We start from the raw sequence: 21,152 nt of genomic DNA on the forward strand, positions 1-21,152 counted from the left end.
GGGTTCCGCTCAGGTGGCCGGGGCGGCAGCACCGGTTACTGTCGCCCCGCCAGCGCGCCCGGTGTCGCCGATCGCATCTTCCCGGGTCCCTTCCCGCATCAGCCGCCCCTGCTGCTCGGCCTGACTGCCCTGGCGGGTGGCTCCGTCGCCATCGAAGAGCTTGTCGAAGCGGACTTCCGGCTCGGCCCAGTCACCACTGATGCGATAGCTGACGCTGGCCACGCTGTTGACCTGCTTTTTGAATGCCTTACTGATCAGGTAGACGCCGGCCGCGGCCGGCAGCCCACCCGCCAGGGCCGCAATCAACGCCAGGTTGTTACCGACCGGCAGAGTCGCCACCAGGGTCAGGTCGAGATTTTCCTGCTTGAGGTTCACACGCCCCGCCATCTGCAGCTCACTGGTGGGCCCCTCCACCTGGATAGGCACGGCGATCAGCAACTGACCATCCCCCTCGAAGAAAACCTCTCCCTGAACCTGGTCAAAGGCCATGCCGCTCTGGTAGAGGTCGGAGAAATCCAGCCGCAGACGCCGTGCCCAGGTATCGAAGTTGAAGAGGGAGAGCAGGCGCAACAGCGCCGAACCGGCGCTATCCGTGGCGCGAAGGAAGCGGCCGTCGCGGATATCGATCTTCAGGTCGCCGGTGAGACGCTGGGGCGTCAGCTGGGCCGGGGAGCCGTCCCAGCGCAGGGCAGTATCAAACGTTGCCGAACGACTTTCGATCAGCGGTTCCTGCCCCGAGGCACGCTGCACATCCGCCAGGTCATCCGCGCTCAGGCGACCGATGAACTGGGAAGACTCCCGACCATCACTGTCGCGCATCCACATCAGCTGTGCGCCCAGTCGGTTCGGCCCCTCGCCGCGGCCCTCTACCCGGACACCGCGCGCTGCACCGATAATATCGCTGACAACCAGCCTCTCGGCAGAGGGGCGTACCTGGAACGCCCAGCGCCCGTAGTCCTCTTCACCGACCCACAGGCGCTCGGTGCTGAAGTCCATATGGGGCAGTTGGGTAAAGTCGAAGCCCGCAAGGACATCTTGCTCTTCAGCTGCGGCTCCGGCATCCGTCAACCCGGAGACCCCGCCGGTGACCGCCACAGTCTCCGGAGCTGACGACTGCTCCTCCGCACTGGGCGCAGGCAACCTCAGGTGCTGCAGCTCCACCTGCATCGGCGTCTCTGCGCCCAGCACTCCGCTCAGGCGGCCGGTGGCCATCTCACTGTCGAACTCCAGCTGCCAGTCGGAGCCGAGACCACGACCCTTTACATGGATGTGCTCCACCGTCACCGCACCCAGTGCCAGACGGTCGGTGCTCAGGTCGAGGCGGATTGGCAGGGGGTCCTGCTCTGCCGATACGTTCTCCTGCTGGCCTGCGGCGGCATCTTCGCCATAGACCTGTAGTAGCTCCCGCCAGCGGGGGAAATCGATACTGGAGAGATCCCCGGTAACCGTGAGCCCCCTTTCCCCGGGCAGCTGCGCCTCGGCATTGAGCGCAATGGCACCGCGGTCCAGCTGGCCATCCACCTGCCAGAACTGCCCCTGCAGGTGTTCACCGTAATTGAGGTGATAGAGGTTGCCCTCCGCACCGATCGGAACCCGCAGCAGGAATTCGGAACGCTGCCGCGCTGGTTTGTCCAGCGGCGCGGGCAGGTGCACCTCCACGCCCGCCAGGTCCGATGTCAGCTGGAAGACCGCGGCGTAGGGAAGTTCCCGCTCTGCCGCCGGGATAGTCACCAGTGCACGGTAGTCCAGCGCACCGCTCATCCAGCCCAGCTCGGGCCGGCCACTCCACTCGCGGATGGTTTCGGTAGCAGCTGTACCGCGGATCACCACCTGCGTGTCCCGCAAACCACCCTGTTCAGGATGGGTGATTTCCGCCTTCAGTTCCCGACCCCACAATTGTCCCCGGAACTGGCTGCCGGCGAGGCCCTGTTCACTGTCGAACAGGACCTGTCCGTCGAGATCGTTTACACGCAGGTTGAGGTGCTCCATCAGTAGGTCGGCCTGCGTGAGTTCCACCTGCACCGTCTGGCGCGGGGCCAGCTCTGCCCCGCCGAGGGGCTGTCGCAGGGTCAGGCTGCCGCTGATAGTGCCGTCGAGGCGCCAGTGATCGAACGCCTCTCCAATCCGCTCACGCAGTGGGGACTCCCGCAGCAGCCGCAAGCCGTCGGCGGCAGGGCCACGCGCGCGCGCGCGCACCCCCAATATCGCCCCCTCACCGGTGGTGTGATCCGGGGTGATACCGACCTCGATATCCCGGGCATCCAGGTCCCATAGACGGGCACTGGGCGCGTGCACCAGGGTATGGCGATCGTCGATCTTGATTCGAGCGTCGATATCCGTCGCCCGCGGCCAGCCGCTGGCATACAGCAGTTCGGCATCCCGGATGTCCGCGGCCAGCTGCACCGTCTGCCGCTCGGTATGCTCTCCCAGTGCCAGCAGCTTGCGGTTGTCGCCGTCCCGGTAGGCATAGCCCCGGTAAACGAACCCAGCGGTGGTGACGCGCCCGGGGTTGTCCGCTCCAACGGCGCCGCTCAGCCACTCCCGCAGCTCATCGGTGGTAGTGAATGGGACCAGCAGTTTCTGCGCGGTAATGGGTGCGTTCTGCAGGCCGAGGGCCAGAGTCAGGGCGGCTGCGCGGGTGTGCGCCTCGAACGGCAGCTCCAGCAGAAACTGCCCATCGATCTCGCCGAGCTCGCCGCGCAGGTCGAGCGGGCCCGAATACACCTGTACCGTATTGGCCTCGCGGCTCACCGCCCAGGCCAGGGTGCCACGGGCACGCTCTAGCGCAAACGGCTGCTCATAGAGCTTGGGGAAGTGAATCCGGAAGCCCTCGGAGGCATCCAGGACGACCGTACCCCTGCCCCCCTGCATGCGCAGGAGGCCATCGAGATGTTCCACCGCTGGCGACCCCTTGTGGGCACCGGCTGAGATATCCCGCAGTTCCGCAGTCAGGGCAACCGGGCCATCCTCGGTGCGGGAAAAGCGCACTCCATGCAGCTGACCTGAGGGTTGCAGCGCCTGCAACCACTCATCTGCCGGCCCGCTCAGCAGTTCCATCCGGGTCAGGATTCCGCCCCAGGCCGCCAGGTCGATGGTGTCCACCGCCAGGCTCAGACCTTCACTGGCGCTGCCCTGGGCTTGGAGGTTGAAGGTGGGAACTTCCAGGTCGCGCCAGCCAATCCTCACGTCCTGCAGTGCCAGCCGCCAGCCTGTTCCCGGCTGCCAGTCCCCGGAAATATCGCCGGCAATGGAGGAAAGGGGAGCCAGTGCTGCGCCGGGGGCCGCACGGTCTTGTTCCTCGCTCCCGGTCACGACTGGACTTTCCCCTGACCGGGCCAGGTCCAGATGCCCGCGCAGGCGGTAGGCGCTGTTACCACCGTCCAGCCACAGGCTGCCCCGTGCGAGCTTCGGGCCGCGCCAGTGGTACTGTTCGGGCAGAGGGGTGAGCTGCTGCAACAGGTCGACGATATCGGTATCGACCAGCAGTTCGTTGAGCTGCAGGTAACCGCGCAGGCGGAAATTCTCGCTGTCGCGGGCGTCGCCCCGCCCCTCCAGGATCAGGCGCAGGGTTTCATCCTCTGCCAGCTCCTGGCGTTCAGGGGGGGCGGAGTCGCTGTCGGTGCGACTGATGAAAGCCTTGCCCACCAGGCGGTGGAAATCCCCGCTGTTCTCCAGCAGCACCTGCGGCAGGTGCAGCTGCGCCAGCTGGCCGTCATCCAGCCTGACCGACAGGCTGACATCGCGGATATCGATCTTTGGCCCCAGGCGGAACAGGCGAGCCGGATCGCCTACCTGCTGCGAGACTGTGCCCTGCCCCGAAGGCATTGCCGCCGACGGAAAACCATCGAGCTGCCAGCGGCCGGCGGCGTCCCGGTGTACGCCAGCGCGGAATTCGTGTACGCGGAGATTTTTCCACACCAGATCGCGGTTCCAGAGACTGGCCAGCAAGTCCAGATGGAACAGGCCGTAGCCCATCTGCATCTCACCCTTCTCGCCCAGCCGCAATCCGTCCAGCTGCAGAGCCACTTCCAGGGCCTGCCATTGCAGTGACAGGCGCTCCACCTGCACCGGCACCCCCAGGCGCGCGGAGAACCAGGCACTGATCTGCGGCCGGAATTCCTGGACGTGGGGCGACAGCATGCGCCCGGTCTGCACCAGGATGGCGAGGCAAATCACCAGCGAAACCACCAGTAACCAGAACTTGCGCGCCAACCAGCGCACAGCGAGCAGCAGCCCGGCCATTACCGACGCCCTCTTCGGTCACACAGGGGCCGTGCTCCGCGCGCACGCACGGAGCGGGCAGCCCTGTCGCCGATATGAACATCAGACCAGAACAATGTCGTACTGCTCCTGGTTGTAAATGGGCTCCACCTGGAACTGGATGGGACGCCCGATGAATTCTTCCAGATCCGCCACGTTGGCGGACTCCTCGTCCAGCAGCAGGTCGATCACAACCTGGCTTGCCAGCACCATGATCTTCTCGCTGTCGTAGGCACGCGCTTCGCGGATGATCTCACGGAAAATCTCGTAACACACCGTCTCAGCGCTCTTGAGAGTGCCGCGCCCGCTGCAGACCGGGCAGGGTTCGCACAGAATCTGCCCCAGGGACTCCCGGGTCCGCTTGCGGGTCATCTCCACCAGGCCCAGCTCCGACACACCGGTGATGCTGGTCTTGGCGTGGTCCCGCTCGAGGGCCTTTTCCAGCATTCGCAGTACCTGGCGGCGGTGCTCCGCGTCCTTCATGTCGATGAAGTCGATGATGATGATGCCGCCAAGGTTGCGCAGTCGCAGCTGGCGGGCAATGGCCGTGGCCGCCTCGAGGTTGGTCTTGAAGATGGTCTCTTCGAGATTGCGGTGGCCGACGAAGGCACCGGTGTTCACATCGATGGTGCTCATGGCCTCGGTCTGCTCGACAATCAGGTAACCGCCGGACTTCAGGGTGACCTTGTTGTGCAGGGCCTTGCGGATCTCCTCCTCGACCCCGTAGAGGTCGAACAGCGGCCGCTCCCCCGGGTAGTGCTCCAGGCGGCCGGCGATTTCCGGGGCGTACTTGCTGGCGAACTCCGCTGCGCGGCCGTGGGCCTCGCGGGAATCGATGCGGATCTTCTCCGTGTAAGGGCGCGCCAGGTCGCGGAGGGCGCGCATGAACAGCGGCAGGTCCTCGTAGATGACCGACGGTTGCGGCCGGCTGCGGATGCGTTGCTCCAGCTCATGCCAGAGCTTGTACAGGAACGGGATGTCGCGCAGCAGTTCCTCTTCGCTGACCCCCTCGGCCACCGTGCGCAAGATAAAGCCGCCATCGCCCTTCTGGCCTTCCTCCGCCAGTTTGGCACTGGCCTGATCCACCAGCTCCCGCAGGCGCTCACGCTCACCTTCGTCTTCGATGCGATTGGAAATTCCGATATGGCGGGTCTGTGGCATGTAGACCAAGTAGCGCGCCGAAACCGACAGGTGCGTGGTCAGGCGAGCGCCCTTGCTGCTGATCGGGTCCTTGACCACCTGCACCACCAGCGACTGACCTTCCCGGACCAGGGCGCGGATATCCGCCACCTCCGATTCCCGGGACTCCATGCCCTCCTCATCGAGGGGGGCGATATCCGAGGCATGGATGAACCCGGCCCGCTCCAGGCCGATGTCCACAAACGCCGCCTGCATACCCGGCAGTACACGCACGACCTTGCCCTTGTAGATATTGCCGACGATACCGCGGCGGGCACTGCGCTCCAGGTAAACTTCCTGCAGTACACCGTTCTCCACAAGCGCTACCCGGGTTTCCGTGGGCGCTACATTGATCAACAGTTCTTCGCTCACTGGGCTCCCTCCCATTGCCAGTAGGGAATACCGGCCTGCTCCAGCATCGGTACCAGGACCTCCAGGGGCAGCCCCACCACATTGGTGTAACTGCCGTTGACGGCCGTCACCAGCGCGGCGCCAAGCCCCTGGATACCGTAACCGCCGGCCTTGTCCCGCGGCTCACCGGTCTGCCAGTAGGCTTCGATCCGGGCCTGGTCCAGTGTTCGGAAACGCACCCGCGTCTCCACCGTCTCACTGAGAGTGTCCCCGCGACTGGCAAGACATACAGCAGTCAGCACCGAGTGCTCGGCGCCGGAAAGCAAGGACATCATTGCGGCAAAATCAGCGAAATTACGCGGTTTTTCCAGCACCCAGTCGCCGGCGACCACCAGCGTGTCGGACCCCAGCGACCAGGCGGGTACCGGCTGGCAGTCTGCCGCAAGCACGAGCCCGGCCAGTGCCTTCTCCCGCGCAAGGCGCGCTACGTAGGCCGCTGGTGCCTCGCCGGGCCCACACTCTTCGGGTACTGCGGTGGGGCACTGAATGAAGCGCACACCGATCTGCGCCAGCAACTGGGCACGGCGCGGGGAGCCGGAGGCGAGCAGGAGTGGTTTGTCGGCGGCGGTATTCGGCACTGCAATCTTTATTGTTGGTGAATCAGCGTCGGATTATAGCGGCATCGATCGAAAAATGATCGCCCGTTTACCGGACTTAACCCTGAATATGACAGGGATTCCGGTTGACTGAAGCGTCATAGCGACCGCTCAGCGCACCTGCAGCCTGCCGGCCATGTGGTCGAGCCAGGGGATTGTCAGCGGCCACAGCAGGGCCGTAGTCAGCGCGGGCCAAAGGAACATCAGGCCCGGGACTGGCTTGCCGGCCAGATTATGCACCCAGTTGCCCACCACCTGCTGGATACCCACCAGCACAAACACCCACAACAGCTGCTGCGCAGGATTGAAAGCCCGCGTACGCTGATAGGTGAGCAGGCTGAAATAGGCCAGCACTGCCAGTGCGAGGGCGTGGGTGCCCAGTGCGGCCCCCGTGACCAGGTCTTCCGCCAGGCCCACCAGCCAGGCAAAACCGACCCCAACACTCTGGGGCATCCGATTGATCCAGAAAATGACCAGCAGGGCAGTGAACGAGGGGCGAAACCAGAGCCAGCCCAGCGGCAGTGGCATGACCGCCAGCAGCAGTGCGACCACCACCGAGGCGACGATAAACCAGCGATTATTCGCTTCCAACGGACTGCTCCTCGCCGGAGAGAACCGCGAGCACAAAGCGACTCCGGTTCATCCGCCCGCGGGGCTGCACCTCCGCCTCAGCGAACGGCCGGCCGGGATCACGTATCACCGAAACCACATCACCCACCGGGTAGCCCGCCGGGAAGCGGCCGCCCAGGCCGGAACTCAACAGCAGGTCACCTTCGCGGATGTCACTGGTGTTGGCCAAGTGACGCAACTTCAGCCGATAGAGATCACCGGTACCCTCGGCTACGGCACGCACACTGTTGCGCAGCACCTGCACAGGCAGGGCATGGCTGGCATCGGTAATCAGCAGGACCCGGCTGCTGGAACCACCCGCCTCAATGACCTGACCCAGCAGGCCGGCGGCATCCATGATTGGCGTACCGGGCACGACCCCGTCATCGCGCCCCTTGTCGATCACCAGCACGTGTTCCAACGGATCGGGAGAAACGCCGATAACCTGGGACACCAGCACCCGTTCGTCGAGCATCTCGGCGGAATTCATCAGCTCCTTGAGCTGGGTGTTCTCTGCTTTCACGGCAGCCAGCGACTGGCTGCGCTGTTCCAGCAGCAGCACCTGACGCTTCAGGCGGCTGTTTTCCTCCAGCAACTCATCGCGGCTGCGCAGCTGATCACCCGCCCAGTCGGTCACTCGCCCGGGAGCGTCAGTCAGCCAGTAGAAGGGAGTCACCAGGGCAGCCGCGCGCTCACGCAGTGGCTGCAGCCAGTCGGTGTACAGGTTGATTACGATGAGCGCAGCCGCCGCCAGCCCCAGCAACAGGATGCGGGACTCAGGCGAGGGACCACGGGTAAACAGCGGCTTAATGGGAAACCCCCATTAATAAATCAGTTTTTATTATCAGTTGGACACCAGGTACAGGCGGCTCTTGTCCATCATGTCAAGCGCCTTGCCGCCTCCGCGGGCGACACAGGTCAGCGGATCGTCGGCAACGATGACCGGCAGGCCAGACTCTTCCATCAACAGGCGATCCAGGTCGCGCAGCAATGCGCCGCCACCGGTCAGTACCATACCGCGCTCGGCGATATCGGAGGCCAGCTCGGGCGGGGACTGCTCCAGAGCGCTCTTCACTGCCTGCACGATGCCGGTCAGGGGCTCCTGCAAGGCCTCGAGGATCTCATCAGAGTTCAGGGTGAAACTGCGCGGCACCCCTTCTGCCAGGTTGCGGCCGCGAACATCGATCTCGCGCACTTCGCTGCCGGCGTAGGCGCAACCGATCTCTTCCTTGATGCGTTCAGCAGTGGCATCACCGATGACACTGCCGTAGTTGCGGCGCACATAGTTGACGATGGCCTCGTCAAAACGGTCGCCACCGATACGCACGGAATCGGAGTAAACCACACCATTCAGGGAGATGATGGCGATCTCGGTGGTACCACCACCGATGTCCACCACCATGGAGCCACTGGCTTCCTCCACCTTCAGCCCGGCACCGATGGCCGCAGCCATCGGCTCTTCAATCAGCCACACTTCGCGGGCTCCGGCACCCAGGGCGGATTCGCGGATCGCCCGGCGCTCCACTTCAGTGGACTGACAGGGCACACACACCAGGACCCGGGGGCTCGGGCGCATCCAGCTGTTCTCGTGCACTTTCTTGATGAAGTGCTGCAGCATTTTCTCAGTCACCTGGAAGTCGGCGATCACACCGTCCTTCAGGGGACGGATGGCCGTGATATTGCCCGGGGTACGCCCCAGCATGCGCTTGGCCTCGACACCGACGGCCTCGACGATCTTCTGCCCATTGTAATGGCGGATGGCCACGACAGAGGGTTCGTCGAGAACCACTCCCCGGTCGCGAACGTAGATCAGCGTGTTGGCCGTTCCCAGGTCGATGGAGAGATCACTGGAGAACATGCCCCGCAAACGTTTAAACATGGAATTCGATTACCTTGTACAAAATTACAGCACCAACTGAAGGTGCAGTAGACGCGGACCCTTGCGCCGTTAAAGCCTAATTAGTCCGCGGGAATTATTCTGAGTTCCGGGACCCCGTGTGGCCCCTGTTGCCCGACCGGGAACGCACCGGGGGCAGAATCGGCAAACTCTAACAACGGCGCGGGTTCAGGGCAAGGATGAATCCCCGCTAAATCCGCCACGTGACGATCGCCCCTCAATGAGCCCATCCCGGCCGGCCGCGGTGAGAATCGGCGTCGACTGTGCTAAATTTGCGACCCCTCTGCCCGGCGCGCCGATCCGGGCAGCAGCAGGATCACCACAACAATCAAGCGAAACGCAAGCTGGAGCCCCCAATGGCCGTGGACGCGCAAACCGTACATCGACTGGCCGAGCTGGCCCGCATCGCCATCTCCGAGGAGACACTGGAGGAAGTGAGCGGCCGACTCGGAGACGTACTCAAGCTGGTTGACCAGTTGCAGACCGTCAACACCGAAGGGGTGGCCCCCATGGCCCACCCCCTGGATGCGACCCAGCGGCTGCGCCCGGACCAGGCCACCGAGACCGACTGCCGCGAGGAGATGCAGGCCATCGCCCCCCAGACCGAGGACGGGCTCTACCTGGTCCCCAAGGTCATCGACTGACCTCACAGCACCCCCGCTGCCCACCCAGAGACAGGAACAACCCGGGAAGTTCATGCACCAGTTAACCATTGCCGAGATCATCAAGGGGCTGCGCGAGAAACAGTTCTCCAGCGTCGAAATCACCCGCCACCTGCTGGAACGCATCCAGCAGCAGGATGCCCGTTACAACAGCTTTATCACCGTCACTGCAGAGCAGGCCCTGGCGCAGGCCACTGCCGCAGACGAGCGCCTGGCTGCTGGCAAGGCTCCGGCCCTGTGCGGGGTGCCCATTGCCCACAAGGATATTTTCTGTACCCGCGGTGTGCGCACCAGTTGCGGCTCGCGCATGCTGGACAACTTCGTGCCGCCCTACGACGCCGCCGTGGTGGAGGGCTTTGAACGCGCCGGTGCCGTGAGCCTGGGCAAGACCAATATGGATGAGTTCGCCATGGGCTCGTCCAACGAGAGCAGTTTTTACGGCCCGGTGAAGAACCCCTGGGATACCAGCCGGGTACCGGGTGGCTCCTCCGGCGGTTCCGCCGCCGCAGTGGCAGCCCTGCTCTGCCCTGGCGCCACCGCCACCGATACCGGTGGCTCCATCCGCCAGCCGGCTGCGCTCACCAATACGACCGGTGTCAAACCCACCTACGGGCGCGTATCGCGCTGGGGCATGGTTGCGTTCGCATCGAGCCTGGACCAGGGCGGTCCCATCGCGCGCACGGCGGAAGATGCCGCGCTGATGCTGTCGGTAATGGCCGACGTCGACCCGCGCGATTCCACCAACCTGCAGCGTCCGGCCGAGGACTTCACCCGGGACCTGGGCCAGTCCATCTCGGGACTGAAAATCGGGGTTCCCAAAGAGTACTTTGGCGAGGGCCTCGACAGTGCGACCGGCGAGCGGGTGCAGGAAGCCCTGCGGGAATACGAAAAGCTCGGGGCACAGCTGGTGGAAATCAGCCTGCCCCACACCCACCTGGCCGTGCCCGCCTACTATGTCATCGCGCCGGCGGAGGCCTCCGCCAACCTGTCCCGTTTCGACGGCGTTCGCTACGGCTACCGCTGTGAAAACCCCGCGGATCTGCGCGATCTCTACATGCGCTCCCGCGGCGAGGGCTTCGGCGAGGAAGTGCAGCGGCGCATCCTGGTCGGCACCTACGCCCTGTCCGCCGGCTATTACGATGCCTACTACAACAAAGCGCAGCAGGTGCGCCGACTGATCAAGCAGGACTTCGTCCAGGCCTTCGGGCAAGTGGACGTGATCATGGGCCCCACTGCCCCCAGCCCCGCTTTCGCGCTGGGCGCCAAACAGGCGGACCCGGTCAGCATGTACCTGGAGGACATCTACACCATCGCCATCAACCTGGCCGGCGTGCCGGCCATGTCGCTGCCCTGTGGCACCGTCGATGGCCTGCCCGTGGGCCTGCAGATCATCGGCAATTATCTCGACGAGGCGCGCATGCTGAACGTCGCCCACCAGTACCAGCGGGCCACCGACTGGCACAAAGCCAGCGCAGTATAAGGAGGCGATCAGATGGAATGGGAAATCGTTATCGGGCTGGAAGTGCACGTGCAGCTCTCCACCCAGTCAAAGCTCTTCTCCGGTGCCAGCACCCGCTTCGGTGCGCCCCCCAATACCCAGGCCTGCGCCATCGACCTGGCCATGCCGGGCACACTGCCGGTGCCGAACGAGCAAGCGTTCCGCTATGCGGTCATGTTCGGGCTGGCCATGAATGCTGAAATCAGCAAGCGCTCGGTGTTCGAGCGCAAGAATTACTTCTACCCGGACCTGCCCAAGGGCTACCAGACCACCCAGCTGGCGGAGCCGATCGTCGGCGCCGGTGAGATCGAAATCCACCTCGAGGATGGCAGCAGCAAGAGTGTCCGCTTGCACCATGCTCACCTCGAAGAGGATGCTGGCAAGTCTCTGCATGAAGACTTTCAGGGTATGTCCGGTATCGACCTCAATCGCGCCGGCACGCCGCTGATCGAAATCGTCTCCGAGCCGGATATGCGCAGTGCTGCCGAGGCGGTGGCCTACCTGAGAAAAATTCACAGCATCGTCACCTACCTGGGCATTTCCGATGGCGACATGTCCCAGGGATCCATGCGCTGCGATGCCAATGTATCGGTGCGACTGAAAGGCGAGGAGAAGCTCGGCACCCGCACCGAACTCAAAAATATCAACTCATTCCGCTTCGTCGAACGCGCCATCAAAGTAGAGGCACAACGGCAGATCGACCTGATCGAGGACGGCGGCCAGGTGGTACAGGAAACCCGCCTCTACGACGCCGACAAGAACGAGACACGTTCCATGCGCAGCAAGGAGGTGGCCAACGACTACCGCTATTTCCCCTGCCCGGACCTGCTGCCAGTCGAGCTGGATGACGACTATATCGAGGCCATCCGCAGGGAACTGCCGGAACTCCCGGACGCCAAGAGTGCCCGCTTAGCCGGCGAATACGGCCTCTCTGTCTACGATGCCGACCAGCTGACCCAGGAGCGCGCCAGCGCGGACTTTTTCGAGGCTGCCACAAGGCAATGCGGGCAGCCGAAACTGGTGGCCAACTGGATGATGGGCGAGCTCGCAGCTCTTCTGAATCGGAAGGAAATCGGCATCGAGCAGTCGCCAGTCAGTGCTACGCAACTGGCCGGGCTGATTGAACGCATTGTCGACAATACTATTTCCAGCAAGATCGCCAAGCAGGTCTTCGAGGCCATCGCCAATGGCGAGGGGGATGCCGATACGGTGATCGAGCAGCGGGGGCTGAAGCAGGTCTCCGACACCGGCGCCATCGAGCAGATGGTGGACGAAGTGATCGCCAACAGCACCGCCCAGGTGGAAAACTACCGCAACGCAGACGAAGCCAAGCGCCCCAAGATGATGGGTTATTTCGTTGGCCAGATCATGAAGGCTTCCAAAGGCCAGGCCAACCCGCAGGTAATCAACAAGATTCTCAAGGACAAGCTGGACGCGCTGCTCTGATCGCAACGCCGTGGAAGGTGCATCAAAAGGAGAAAGTTTTGAGCCTGAAGAAAGACAAACAGAAAGTTCTCGGTGAGACTTTCGACGAAGAGCGCATTGCCGGCTTCCTGGCCGGTGAGGCTCCCGAGGGGCAGGATCGTGATTTCTACCTGCTGGAACGGGCTTACCGGGGCATGAGAGCGGAAGACTTTGCTACTTTCGTGCAACTGTTCCTGGCCCGGGGTGGCGACCTCAACGCCCGTAACAGCGAGGGGCAAACCCTGCTGGATCGCCTCCTTGAACATCGCCAGAGCAGCGACTACGCCGAAGTGCTGCGCACCGCCGCCGGGTCGTAAGGCGAAAACCTTGACCACCTCTGCCCACTGAGGAAAACCGATGACATCCAATCCAACCCACGGCCTGGATGCCCTTGTCAGAGGCGCCCGGCTGCTCACCCGCCGGGAGCTTCGACCATTCATCATCATTCCACTGCTGATCAACCTGGTGCTGTTTATCGCGTTGTCGGCGCTGATGCTGTCCCAGATCAGCGGGCTGGCGGACTATCTGAGCAGCCTGCTCTCCCACTCACCGGTCAATACCGAGAATATGTCCTGGTGGCGGGCGATCATGGCCAAGGGTGCTGCCTGGGCCGCCGATGCCTTTCAGTGGCTGGCCTGGCTGATTGCCATCGCCGTCGTGGTGCTGTTCCTGTTTGTCTACGGCTATGCCTTCGGCATCATCACCAACATCATCGCGGCACCGTTCAACGGCTTTCTCGCCGAGAAGGTCGAGGAACTGCTTACCGGTCGCGCACCGCCCCCTGAGCCGCTGCTCTCCATGGTCTGGCGCACTATCGGCCGCGAGTTACGCAAGCTGATGTATTTCATCGGCTGGGGCATCGTGATCTTCATCATTGCCATGCTCACCAGCTGGACGGTTTTCATTCCCGCCGTGCTCGGCGGACTCTGGGGCGCCTGGTGCATGGCCATCCAGTATGTGGATTATCCGCTCGACAACCACCAGCGCCCGTTTGCGGAACTGAAAAGTGTGCTGCGCCGCCGCAAGTTCACCTCTCTGGGATTCGGCGGAGCAGTGATGCTGGCAAAGATGGTGCCGGTGCTGAATATCTTCGTGATGCCAGCCGCCGTAGCGGGTGGTACGGTACTGTGGGTCGAGCGTCTGCGCCGGGAGGGAGATCCCGGCACAGACAGGGCGCTCGAGCAGGGATCGCAGGGTTAGAAGTGTTGCCGGCCTGGCCTGTGCCAGGCTGGCGAGACCTGAAACCAGACTCAAAATGCCCGCCCCGGGCCTCACCGCCGCATTCACAGGAATGGGATCCCGGAGGCCCGGCACGCTGGCGCAGGCTAAAGCCGCATCTCTTACACCGCCACCATTTGCCCCTCACCTACTGAGAAGGTGCTGTTGAAAAAGTATCGCGCTCAACCGGAACCCAAACGGTCGAGAAGCTCAGGCACCAGTTGCTCCGAGCCAAACGCACTCAGGTGATCGTCGTCCCGGTACAGGGGCCGGCCATCTGCCTGAATCTGGCAGCGGGGATGGCACAGGTCCGGCACCAGGCTCTCCCGCTGAATCTGGAACGCTTCCACCAGGGAGCCCAATATTTCATTGGTGCGCTGATTGCGTGCCTGCACCTCTTCCAGAGTCGGAGCAGCCTGCAACTGGGCACCCACGAATTCTGAGCTCACAATCGCCATCGGTACCGAGAACGCGATCTCGGGAATACTCTCGACGATCAGCACTTCCCTTCCGGTGGCGCGAATCCGCGACACGGTTTCGGCAAGCCCCTGTGCCACCAGGCCGGCGTTGTCCCGGCCCGGGTCGTCACTCGCGGTCAGGGGTTCCTGCTGGCCGGCCAGCCCGAGCACAGCGGGCGGACCACTCTCACCGGGCGAACGACTGCCCTCCACCACCAGCGCCCAGCGCGCCACCAGGATCACCGTGCTGATATCCTCGCGGCCTTCCAGCATCTCGATCACCTGCGCGTTGAAACGGTCGCAATCCTGTGCCGATCCCATCTCTACCCGCACCACGCCCATTAGCGGCGCGCAGGCAGACTTCACCGCCGCCAACCCCCGATGGCCTCGCTCCCGCAGCCAGAGCTGGAAGCCCGGCAGGAAGGCGCCAGCATGGGAATCGCCCCACAGCAGGTAATCCATATTGTTCCCCTGACCGTCGTCAGCGCCGAATTCGCACAGCCCCTCCTCTGGCAGCCGATCCATACAGCGACGCTCTTCCGGGGCGCGTTTGATGGCTTCGCGATAGGTGGTGAACAGATCCTCCGGCAGCCGCTCCGGGACCCCTTTGTTTACGTTGACCACCAGCGCGAGGGCGACAGTCAGCGTGGCGAGCGCGCCGCAGGTGCGCACCAGGACACGGCGGGACATGCCGGTGGGAGCGGGCTTCCGGAACGGCGCCTCGACGAAACGCCAGCTGAGCCAGGCCAGCACCAGCGACAACGCGATGGCCTGTAGCGCCAGTTCCAGCGGCAACTCGGCACTGCCGTGCAGCAGGCGGAACAACACCAGGACCGGCCAGTGCCACAGGTACAGCGAATAGGAGACCAGCCCTACCCACACGAAAGGCGACCAGGCCACAAGGCGCCCGGTGACGGTCGATCCATGGCCGCCAGCCCAGATCAGTGCGGCGGCACCGACACAGGGGAGCAGCGCAGCCAGCCCCGGAAAAGGCGTGGCCGAATCGTAGGCTACGACCGCGACGAGGATCATCGCCAGTCCAGCGGCGGCGGCCAGCTCGGCCTGCCAGCGCTGCCGCGGGGCCGCAAACGCCCCCAGAGCCAGTAGTGCCCCCAGGCCCAGCTCCCACATCCGCGTCGGAGTGAGGAAGTAATTGGCCAGTGGCTGGCTTTTTGTCGCCCAGATCGAGAGCAACAGGGACAGGACGGACAGGCCGGCCACCCCCATCAGCACGGATCGCCGGCCGCGGGCCGCGAGCAGGCAAAGGAGCAATGGAAAGCCCAGGTAGAACTGCTCCTCTACCGACAGTGACCAGGTGTGCAACAACGGCTGCCACTCTGCGTCTGAACCGAAATAGTCGCCGGTGCTCTGCCAGAACCAGAAGTTGGAGACGAAGAACAGGGCCGCGAGCACCGATTGCGCCAGCTCCTTGAACGGCTCCGGGGGCAGCACAAACCAGCCGACGCCCAGACAGGCGAGAAATACTGCAAACAACGCCGGCAGGATGCGCCGGGCCCGGCGCTCATAGAAATTCGCCAGGGAAAAGCGGTCCTCACCAATCTCCCGCATCAGGATCCCGGTGATGAGAAATCCCGAGATAACGAAGAACACATCCACGCCGACGAACCCGCCGGAAAAACCCGGCAGCCCCGCGTGTGCAAAAAGAACCGGAAGTACCGCAAAGGCACGTAGGCCGTCGATGTCCCGACGGTAAGCAAGACTACTCACAGAAGATAACCAGAGACTGACTGTTTACATTAGATAAGACTTGTAACTGGCCACTCCCTGGCGCGCTGGCAGAGGCCCGCGCAATTCCCGCCCCGGCACCGGGCCGGGCAAATATTCGATATAACTGTGGTCGGCCATGCTCAGCGTCCGTCGCGCTTGCGCCGCCGTAGCCGCGCCCACCAGCCCTTCCCCTCCGGCCACACCGCAGCGGTTTGACCGAGACACTCTTTCAGCGCCGCAAGCTCGCGCCCTGTCTTTGATTCTGGCCCCGCAGCTTCAACAACCCGATTCAGGGGCTCGATCACCAGGGCATCCCGCAGCGCCCGCGGATCCTGCAGGCCGACCTTGAAAAAGTCCGGTTCCCATTCCGCCAGGTCACTCAGCAACAGATGATCATTGCCGGTCTCCGGATAACTGGTGAAGTCATCGCTGAACCCAAGTCCCGAGGGGTGGGACAGAAATTCCCGATCCAGCGCGCGATTAGACTCGGCAAAGTGGCTGAAGAAGTCCACGGCCCGCTCCCGCGCGGGTTTCAACCGGCTCTTATCCTGCTTCATCCATGGCTTGAGCTTTTTCAGTTGCCGCGGCTCCAGTCCCAGCTCGATCAGCCGGTGGCTCAGCAGGAATTCCTTGCGCGACACAGATTCGTTGATGCGACAGGGATCCAGGTCGGTACTCAAGCCGAGCAGGGAGGCAAAATCGGTAACGATATCCCTGCCCTCCAGGTCGGCCGCATTGAAGCGCCGGACCCGCAGGGACTCCTTACCGAAACTATCCGCCCACAGACGGAGCTTGGCACAGTAGTCGTAGTAGGTTCTGACATCGTCAGTCAGAGCGGGAAGGGCTCCGCTTTCATGACCGAGCAACTTGCTCGACGAACTGCGGTCACGCTCGCAGCCCCTGGCCGCCTGCTGCTTGAAGGATATGGCCTGTCGGTCCTGCCGGCGCAGGTAAACAATGACAATCGTGCGCTCGAAGTGCTGCCGGCAGAGCCTGCAGACCTCTTCCACCTGTCTGGCCTCGTGCAGGAAACTCAGGTGTTCGGCAGAGACGATGACCCGGTCCGAGCGACTCGAGGCCAGCAGCTCGGCAAAGCGGTCATTGAGAGAAAATGAGAGCTGGCCATCAGTCTTGCGCACATCAATGGCACCGGACGAGTTGCCTTTCTTGCCCAGAGAAATGAACTCAAAACCTTCTGCCGCCAGCTGCGCGCGGGCGCGGCTCAGCGCCAGCTGCAGGGAGGTTGAGCCGGTCTTGTGAAAACCGATGTGCAGATAGAGCGTGCGCATGGAATCTAGCACCGATTATTATCGGGAACAGGCCATCGTTCCATGATACCCGAATGACGATGAAAAACGCGGACTCAGCCCGCGTTTTCCGCTAGCGGCGGGGTCGGCGACCACCGCCCCCGCTGCCGCCGCGACGACCGCCACGGCTGTCGCTGCTGCGTTTGACTTTCACCTTCGGGGGCTCCTCGAGCAGGGCCTCCGGGGGCTGCTCGCATTTCAGCTTCTGACCGAGCAACGCCTCAATAGGTTCCAGCCGCATGGCATCGTCCTCACAGGCAAAACTGATCGATGTGCCCGTTTTGCCGGCGCGGCCGGTGCGACCGATGCGGTGCACGTAGTCCTCGGGCTCTTCGGGCAGGGTGAAATTCACCACGTGGCTGATGCCATCGATATGGATGCCGCGGCCCGCCACATCGGTGGCCACCAGCACACGGGTCTTGCCGGTCTTGAAATCTTCCAGGGTGCGCACGCGCTTGTTCTGCGCGATCTCACCGGAAAGCAGGCCCGCGGAAATGCCATGTGCCAGCAGGTGCTCGTGCAAGCGGCGACACTGGTCACGGCGGTTGGCGAACACGATCAGGCTCTCTACTTCTTCGCGCTGGAGAATGTTGTACAGCAGGGTGTACTTCTCGTCGCTCGCTGCCAGGTAGACATGCTGCTCGACGGAATCGGTGGCCACACGCTCGGGTTCGATCTCGACGATCACCGGCTCGTCGGTCCACTGCTCCACCAGGGAGTCCACTTCCGGGGTAAAGGTGGCGGAGAAGAACATGGTCTGGCGGTGGCTCTTGCGCGGTGTCTGCCGAACAATGTTGCGGACCTGGGGAATAAAGCCCATATCCAGCATACGGTCGGCCTCATCGATCACCAGAATCTCCACCTGATCCAGGTAACAGTCCCGGTTGCCGGCGAAATCCAGCAGCCGGCCCGGCGTGGCTACCAGGATGTCGACGAACCGCTCGTGCAGGTTGCGCTGCTGCTTGGCGTAATCCATGCCGCCCACCAGGGTGTGGATCTCCAGGTCGGTGTATTTGCACAGCGCCTTGGCATCGTCGGCAATCTGCATCACCAGCTCGCGGGTCGGTGCGATGACCAGGGAGCGGGCCTCGCCCGCATAGCGCTCGCCCTCGATCGGGTGCTTGAGCAAGTCGTCGATGATGGTGATCAGGAATGCCGCAGTCTTGCCGGTACCGGTCTGGGCCTTACCCACCAGATCGTGGCCATTGAGGGTGTGCGGAAGGGATTGGCCCTGGATGGGGGAGGCGTACTGGAAACCCAGGTCCTGGATGGCACGCATCAGCTCATCCGGCAGGCCCAGATCGTGGAAACGGACCTTGCCCTCCTGTTCGGGCACCGGGAAATCCTTCAGTGACCAGGGCTTGCTGTCGCGGGAACCGGTTTTGCGGTCGCCACGGCCCGAACGCCGCTCGCGGGTCTTTTCGCCAGAGGCGGCCGCCTTGGCGGACTGTTCGGATTTTGCCTTCCTGGTATCGTTCGGCGCCTTGCTGCCACCACGGGCGCCGCGGCCGGAACGCTTCTTGTCCCCGCCGGTACGGTCATTCCCGCCCTGACCACGCGGGTCTTCACTGCCCTTGTCCTGTGTCACGGGGTCGGCGGATTTACGTTCTTCTGTCGCCGGAGATGAACGGCGAAACAACTTTCCTATCAAGAGTAATACTCGCTTGGATGGTCAAATAATCGGCGAGTATATCATCTATATGGCTTGACTACTTCACTTGCCGTGCCTTTGGCCAAGCGCCCGACAAAGCCAGTAATCCAGACTCACCCAGCGGCCGCCCCCGGTACAGAGCAGCGCCAGCAACATGACAAAGTAGGTGGCGGCGAATTCGATGCCGTTTTTGAGCACAGTGAAGCTGCCAGCCTCTGTCAGCCAGGCGTAGTTGCCATGGGCCTGAAACAGCTCCCTGGCCTTGTCGCGACGCACCGCGGCCTCCTCGATAAGATCCCTGCGCCACTCCCAGGGCATGGTGAGGGTCTCCTCCGGGAGGGCATGCCACCCGTACTGCCAGTGTGCGGTGGCGGCCGCCACCGCCATCACGAACATCAACGGCATAGCGACGAGGCGCACCCCCAGCCCGACCAGCAGGGCGGCGCCGCCCAGCAGCTCCGTCAAACCCGCCAGCCAGGCCATCAGGTACGGGGCCGGCAGGCCCAGCCCCCAGTCGGGATTGCCGAACCAGGCCGCCACGTCATCGATTTTGCCGAGCTTGTTCATGCCGGCGAGGAGCAGGATCGGGGCCAGGAATATCCGTAGTGCCAGGGGCCCGAGCCAGTCGAATCCGGCCACCGCCCGCAGGAACCGGCAGTAAAACGCGTTGATGCCGCGCAGTGCCTTATTCATAATCCAGCCTCTTTTCACCGTATCGTGCGCCAAGTGGTGCATTAGTCGGCCAGTCAGCCGCCCTCTTACACCAGCTACGGAAAGATAGCCCCGGCGCAACCCCATGTTCAGGTTCTACCCCCGCGCATCCGCCACCGAACTGCGACATCTGGCCCATCTGGGCGGGCCGCTGGTGGTCAGCAACCTCGCTGTGGTCAGTATGGGTGTCACGGATACCCTGGTCGCCGGACGCGCCGGCGAGGTGGATCTGGCTGGCCTGGCGCTGGGCTCCAGCATCTGGGCAGTCTGTGCAGTCACCCTGATCGGGCTGCTGGCCGCGGTCTCGCCACTGGTCGCCCACCTGCGCGGCGCCCGGGATGAGCCGGGCTGCGCCCGACAGCTGCAACAGGCCCAGTGGATTGCGCTGATCGGCGGCCTGGCGGTGATCGGCCTGCTGCTGGCGGTGCCCTGGTGGGGCCGCTGGATTGATACCGAGGAACCGGTACGCCAGGTCATGCAACAGTACCTGCTGGCGCTGGCCACCGGCACGCTGCCCTTCGCCCTGGGCACCGCGCTGCGCGGCTATTGTGAGGGGATGGGACAGGTGCGGCCGGTGATGCGCATTTACCTGGCGGCCGCGGTCCTCAATATCCCCCTCGATATCCTCCTCGTGTTCGGTGCCGGCCCAATTCCCGCCATGGGTGGTGCCGGCTGCGGCTGGGCTACCAGCCTGGTGAGCTGGGCCATTGCCGGAGCCCTGTTCTGGCACGCCAATCGCGACCCCGCCTACCGCAAGCTGCGGCTCAGTCTGTTGCCACCGCGGCCGGACTGGCCGACACAGCGCCACCTGTTGGCCGTCGGCCTGCCCATCTGTATCGGCGCCGCCAGCGAGGTGACCTTTTTTGCCAGCCTGGCGATACTGCTGGCACCCTACGGTGCCACCATCGTGGCGGCGCACCAGATCGGCATGAACGTGGGCACCATCTTCTACCTGGTGGCCCTGGCGCTGGCACAGGCACTCAGTATCCGCACGGCCCAGTTAATGGGCCAGCAGCGCCCGCGTCGCGCCCGCTTTGCCAGCACTGTCGGCGTCAGCAGCGGCATCCTCTATGCAGCCGCGGCCGGCGTACTGCTGATCACACTGCGCTACCCGTTTGTGATGGCCTATACCAGCAACACGGACATCATCGCCGTTGCCACCAACCTGCTCCTGTTATGCGCGGCCTTCCAGATCGTGGACGTCGCCCAGGCCATGGCCTGGGGAGCACTGCGCGGCTACAAGGACACCCGTGTACCCATGGTCATGCAGATCTTCTCTTACTGGCTGGTAGGGCTCACCAGTGCCTACTGGCTGGGGGAAAACCTTTGGGGCGTCTACGGCTACTGGACCGGCATCTGCATCGGCCTCGGCGTCGCCTCGGTATTGCTGGGACTGCGACTGTGGCGCACCAGCGGCATTGCCATCGCCAGTCAACGGACAAAATGACTGGGCGGCAGCCCACAGTTTCGGCAGACTTTGGCCGGACAGGGGAACACTTTCGC

General features: G+C 63.6%; 16 protein-coding genes. 6 read left to right on the top strand and 10 right to left on the bottom strand.

Going from position 1 to position 21,152, the window contains the following annotated elements; genetic code table 11:
- Nucleotides 1-9: 9 nt before the first annotated feature.
- The 6 genes from LVD12_RS05480 to LVD12_RS05505 all read right to left on the bottom strand — a co-directional run bounded on the left by LVD12_RS05480 (nt 10) and on the right by LVD12_RS05505 (nt 8,934).
- The gene (locus LVD12_RS05480) at nt 10-4,242 is read right to left on the bottom strand and encodes a YhdP family protein (protein WP_237066265.1); all 4,233 of its coding nucleotides are present in this window, start codon (nt 4,240-4,242) and stop codon (nt 10-12) included.
- 81 nt (nt 4,243-4,323) lie between these two features.
- Complete coding sequence (gene rng, locus LVD12_RS05485) at nt 4,324-5,811, bottom strand: ribonuclease G (RefSeq protein WP_237066267.1); 1,488 nt, start codon at nt 5,809-5,811, stop codon at nt 4,324-4,326.
- The gene (locus tag LVD12_RS05490; protein WP_237066269.1) at nt 5,808-6,428 is read right to left on the bottom strand and encodes a Maf family protein; all 621 of its coding nucleotides are present in this window, start codon (nt 6,426-6,428) and stop codon (nt 5,808-5,810) included. Before LVD12_RS05490 ends, rng begins: the two co-directional genes overlap by 4 nt.
- Nucleotides 6,429-6,557: 129 nt before the next feature.
- Complete coding sequence (mreD, locus tag LVD12_RS05495; RefSeq protein WP_237066271.1) at nt 6,558-7,037, bottom strand: rod shape-determining protein MreD; 480 nt, start codon at nt 7,035-7,037, stop codon at nt 6,558-6,560.
- Complete coding sequence (mreC, locus tag LVD12_RS05500; protein WP_369413370.1) at nt 7,024-7,866, bottom strand: rod shape-determining protein MreC; 843 nt, start codon at nt 7,864-7,866, stop codon at nt 7,024-7,026. Before mreC ends, mreD begins: the two co-directional genes overlap by 14 nt.
- Before the next feature lie 33 nt (nt 7,867-7,899).
- On the bottom strand, nt 7,900-8,934 hold the full coding sequence (locus tag LVD12_RS05505; protein ID WP_067082099.1) for a rod shape-determining protein: 1,035 nt from the start codon (nt 8,932-8,934) through the stop codon (nt 7,900-7,902).
- A 374-nt stretch (nt 8,935-9,308) separates the two neighbouring features.
- Here LVD12_RS05505 and gatC point away from each other — a divergent pair, with 374 nt between their 5' ends.
- From gatC to cysZ, 5 genes are read left to right on the top strand one after another with little or no spacing between them, the layout of a single operon-like run.
- A complete protein-coding gene (gene gatC / locus LVD12_RS05510) occupies nt 9,309-9,596 on the top strand; it encodes an Asp-tRNA(Asn)/Glu-tRNA(Gln) amidotransferase subunit GatC (RefSeq protein ID WP_237066275.1) in 288 nt (95 codons plus the stop codon).
- Nucleotides 9,597-9,648: 52 nt separating this feature from the next.
- Nucleotides 9,649-11,094, top strand: coding sequence for an Asp-tRNA(Asn)/Glu-tRNA(Gln) amidotransferase subunit GatA (gatA, locus tag LVD12_RS05515; RefSeq protein ID WP_237066277.1), 1,446 nt, complete (start codon nt 9,649-9,651; stop codon nt 11,092-11,094).
- Between the two features lie 12 nt (nt 11,095-11,106).
- On the top strand, nt 11,107-12,558 hold the full coding sequence (gene gatB, locus LVD12_RS05520; RefSeq protein WP_237066279.1) for an Asp-tRNA(Asn)/Glu-tRNA(Gln) amidotransferase subunit GatB: 1,452 nt from the start codon (nt 11,107-11,109) through the stop codon (nt 12,556-12,558).
- 38 nt (nt 12,559-12,596) lie between these two features.
- Nucleotides 12,597-12,893, top strand: coding sequence for a PA4642 family protein (locus tag LVD12_RS05525; protein WP_237066282.1), 297 nt, complete (start codon nt 12,597-12,599; stop codon nt 12,891-12,893).
- A 40-nt stretch (nt 12,894-12,933) separates the two neighbouring features.
- Nucleotides 12,934-13,776, top strand: a complete 843-nt coding sequence (gene cysZ, locus LVD12_RS05530; protein ID WP_237066284.1) for a sulfate transporter CysZ — start codon at nt 12,934-12,936, stop codon at nt 13,774-13,776.
- Nucleotides 13,777-13,976: 200 nt separating this feature from the next.
- Here the strand turns inward: cysZ and LVD12_RS16245 are convergent, their stop codons facing one another.
- The 4 genes from LVD12_RS16245 to LVD12_RS05550 form a co-directional block, all read right to left on the bottom strand.
- Nucleotides 13,977-15,980: an acyltransferase family protein gene (locus tag LVD12_RS16245; protein WP_237066287.1), complete on the bottom strand. Its 2,004-nt coding sequence runs from the start codon at nt 15,978-15,980 to the stop codon at nt 13,977-13,979.
- A gap of 140 nt (nt 15,981-16,120) precedes the next feature.
- The gene (locus LVD12_RS05540; protein WP_237066288.1) at nt 16,121-17,269 is read right to left on the bottom strand and encodes a hypothetical protein; all 1,149 of its coding nucleotides are present in this window, start codon (nt 17,267-17,269) and stop codon (nt 16,121-16,123) included.
- Nucleotides 17,270-17,360: 91 nt separating this feature from the next.
- Nucleotides 17,361-18,875: an ATP-dependent RNA helicase RhlB gene (gene rhlB / locus LVD12_RS05545; RefSeq protein ID WP_237066289.1), complete on the bottom strand. Its 1,515-nt coding sequence runs from the start codon at nt 18,873-18,875 to the stop codon at nt 17,361-17,363.
- 126 nt (nt 18,876-19,001) lie between these two features.
- Nucleotides 19,002-19,631: an HvfX family Cu-binding RiPP maturation protein gene (locus LVD12_RS05550; protein ID WP_237066291.1), complete on the bottom strand. Its 630-nt coding sequence runs from the start codon at nt 19,629-19,631 to the stop codon at nt 19,002-19,004.
- Between the two features lie 103 nt (nt 19,632-19,734).
- On the opposite strand from LVD12_RS05550, the gene LVD12_RS05555 reads away from it, so the two are divergent.
- Nucleotides 19,735-21,096, top strand: a complete 1,362-nt coding sequence (locus LVD12_RS05555) for an MATE family efflux transporter (RefSeq protein ID WP_237066293.1) — start codon at nt 19,735-19,737, stop codon at nt 21,094-21,096.
- Nucleotides 21,097-21,152 lie beyond the last annotated feature (56 nt).

Origin of the sequence: Microbulbifer guangxiensis (assembly GCF_021729075.1) — a bacterium.
Taxonomy (GTDB): Bacteria; Pseudomonadota; Gammaproteobacteria; order Pseudomonadales; family Cellvibrionaceae; genus Microbulbifer; species Microbulbifer guangxiensis.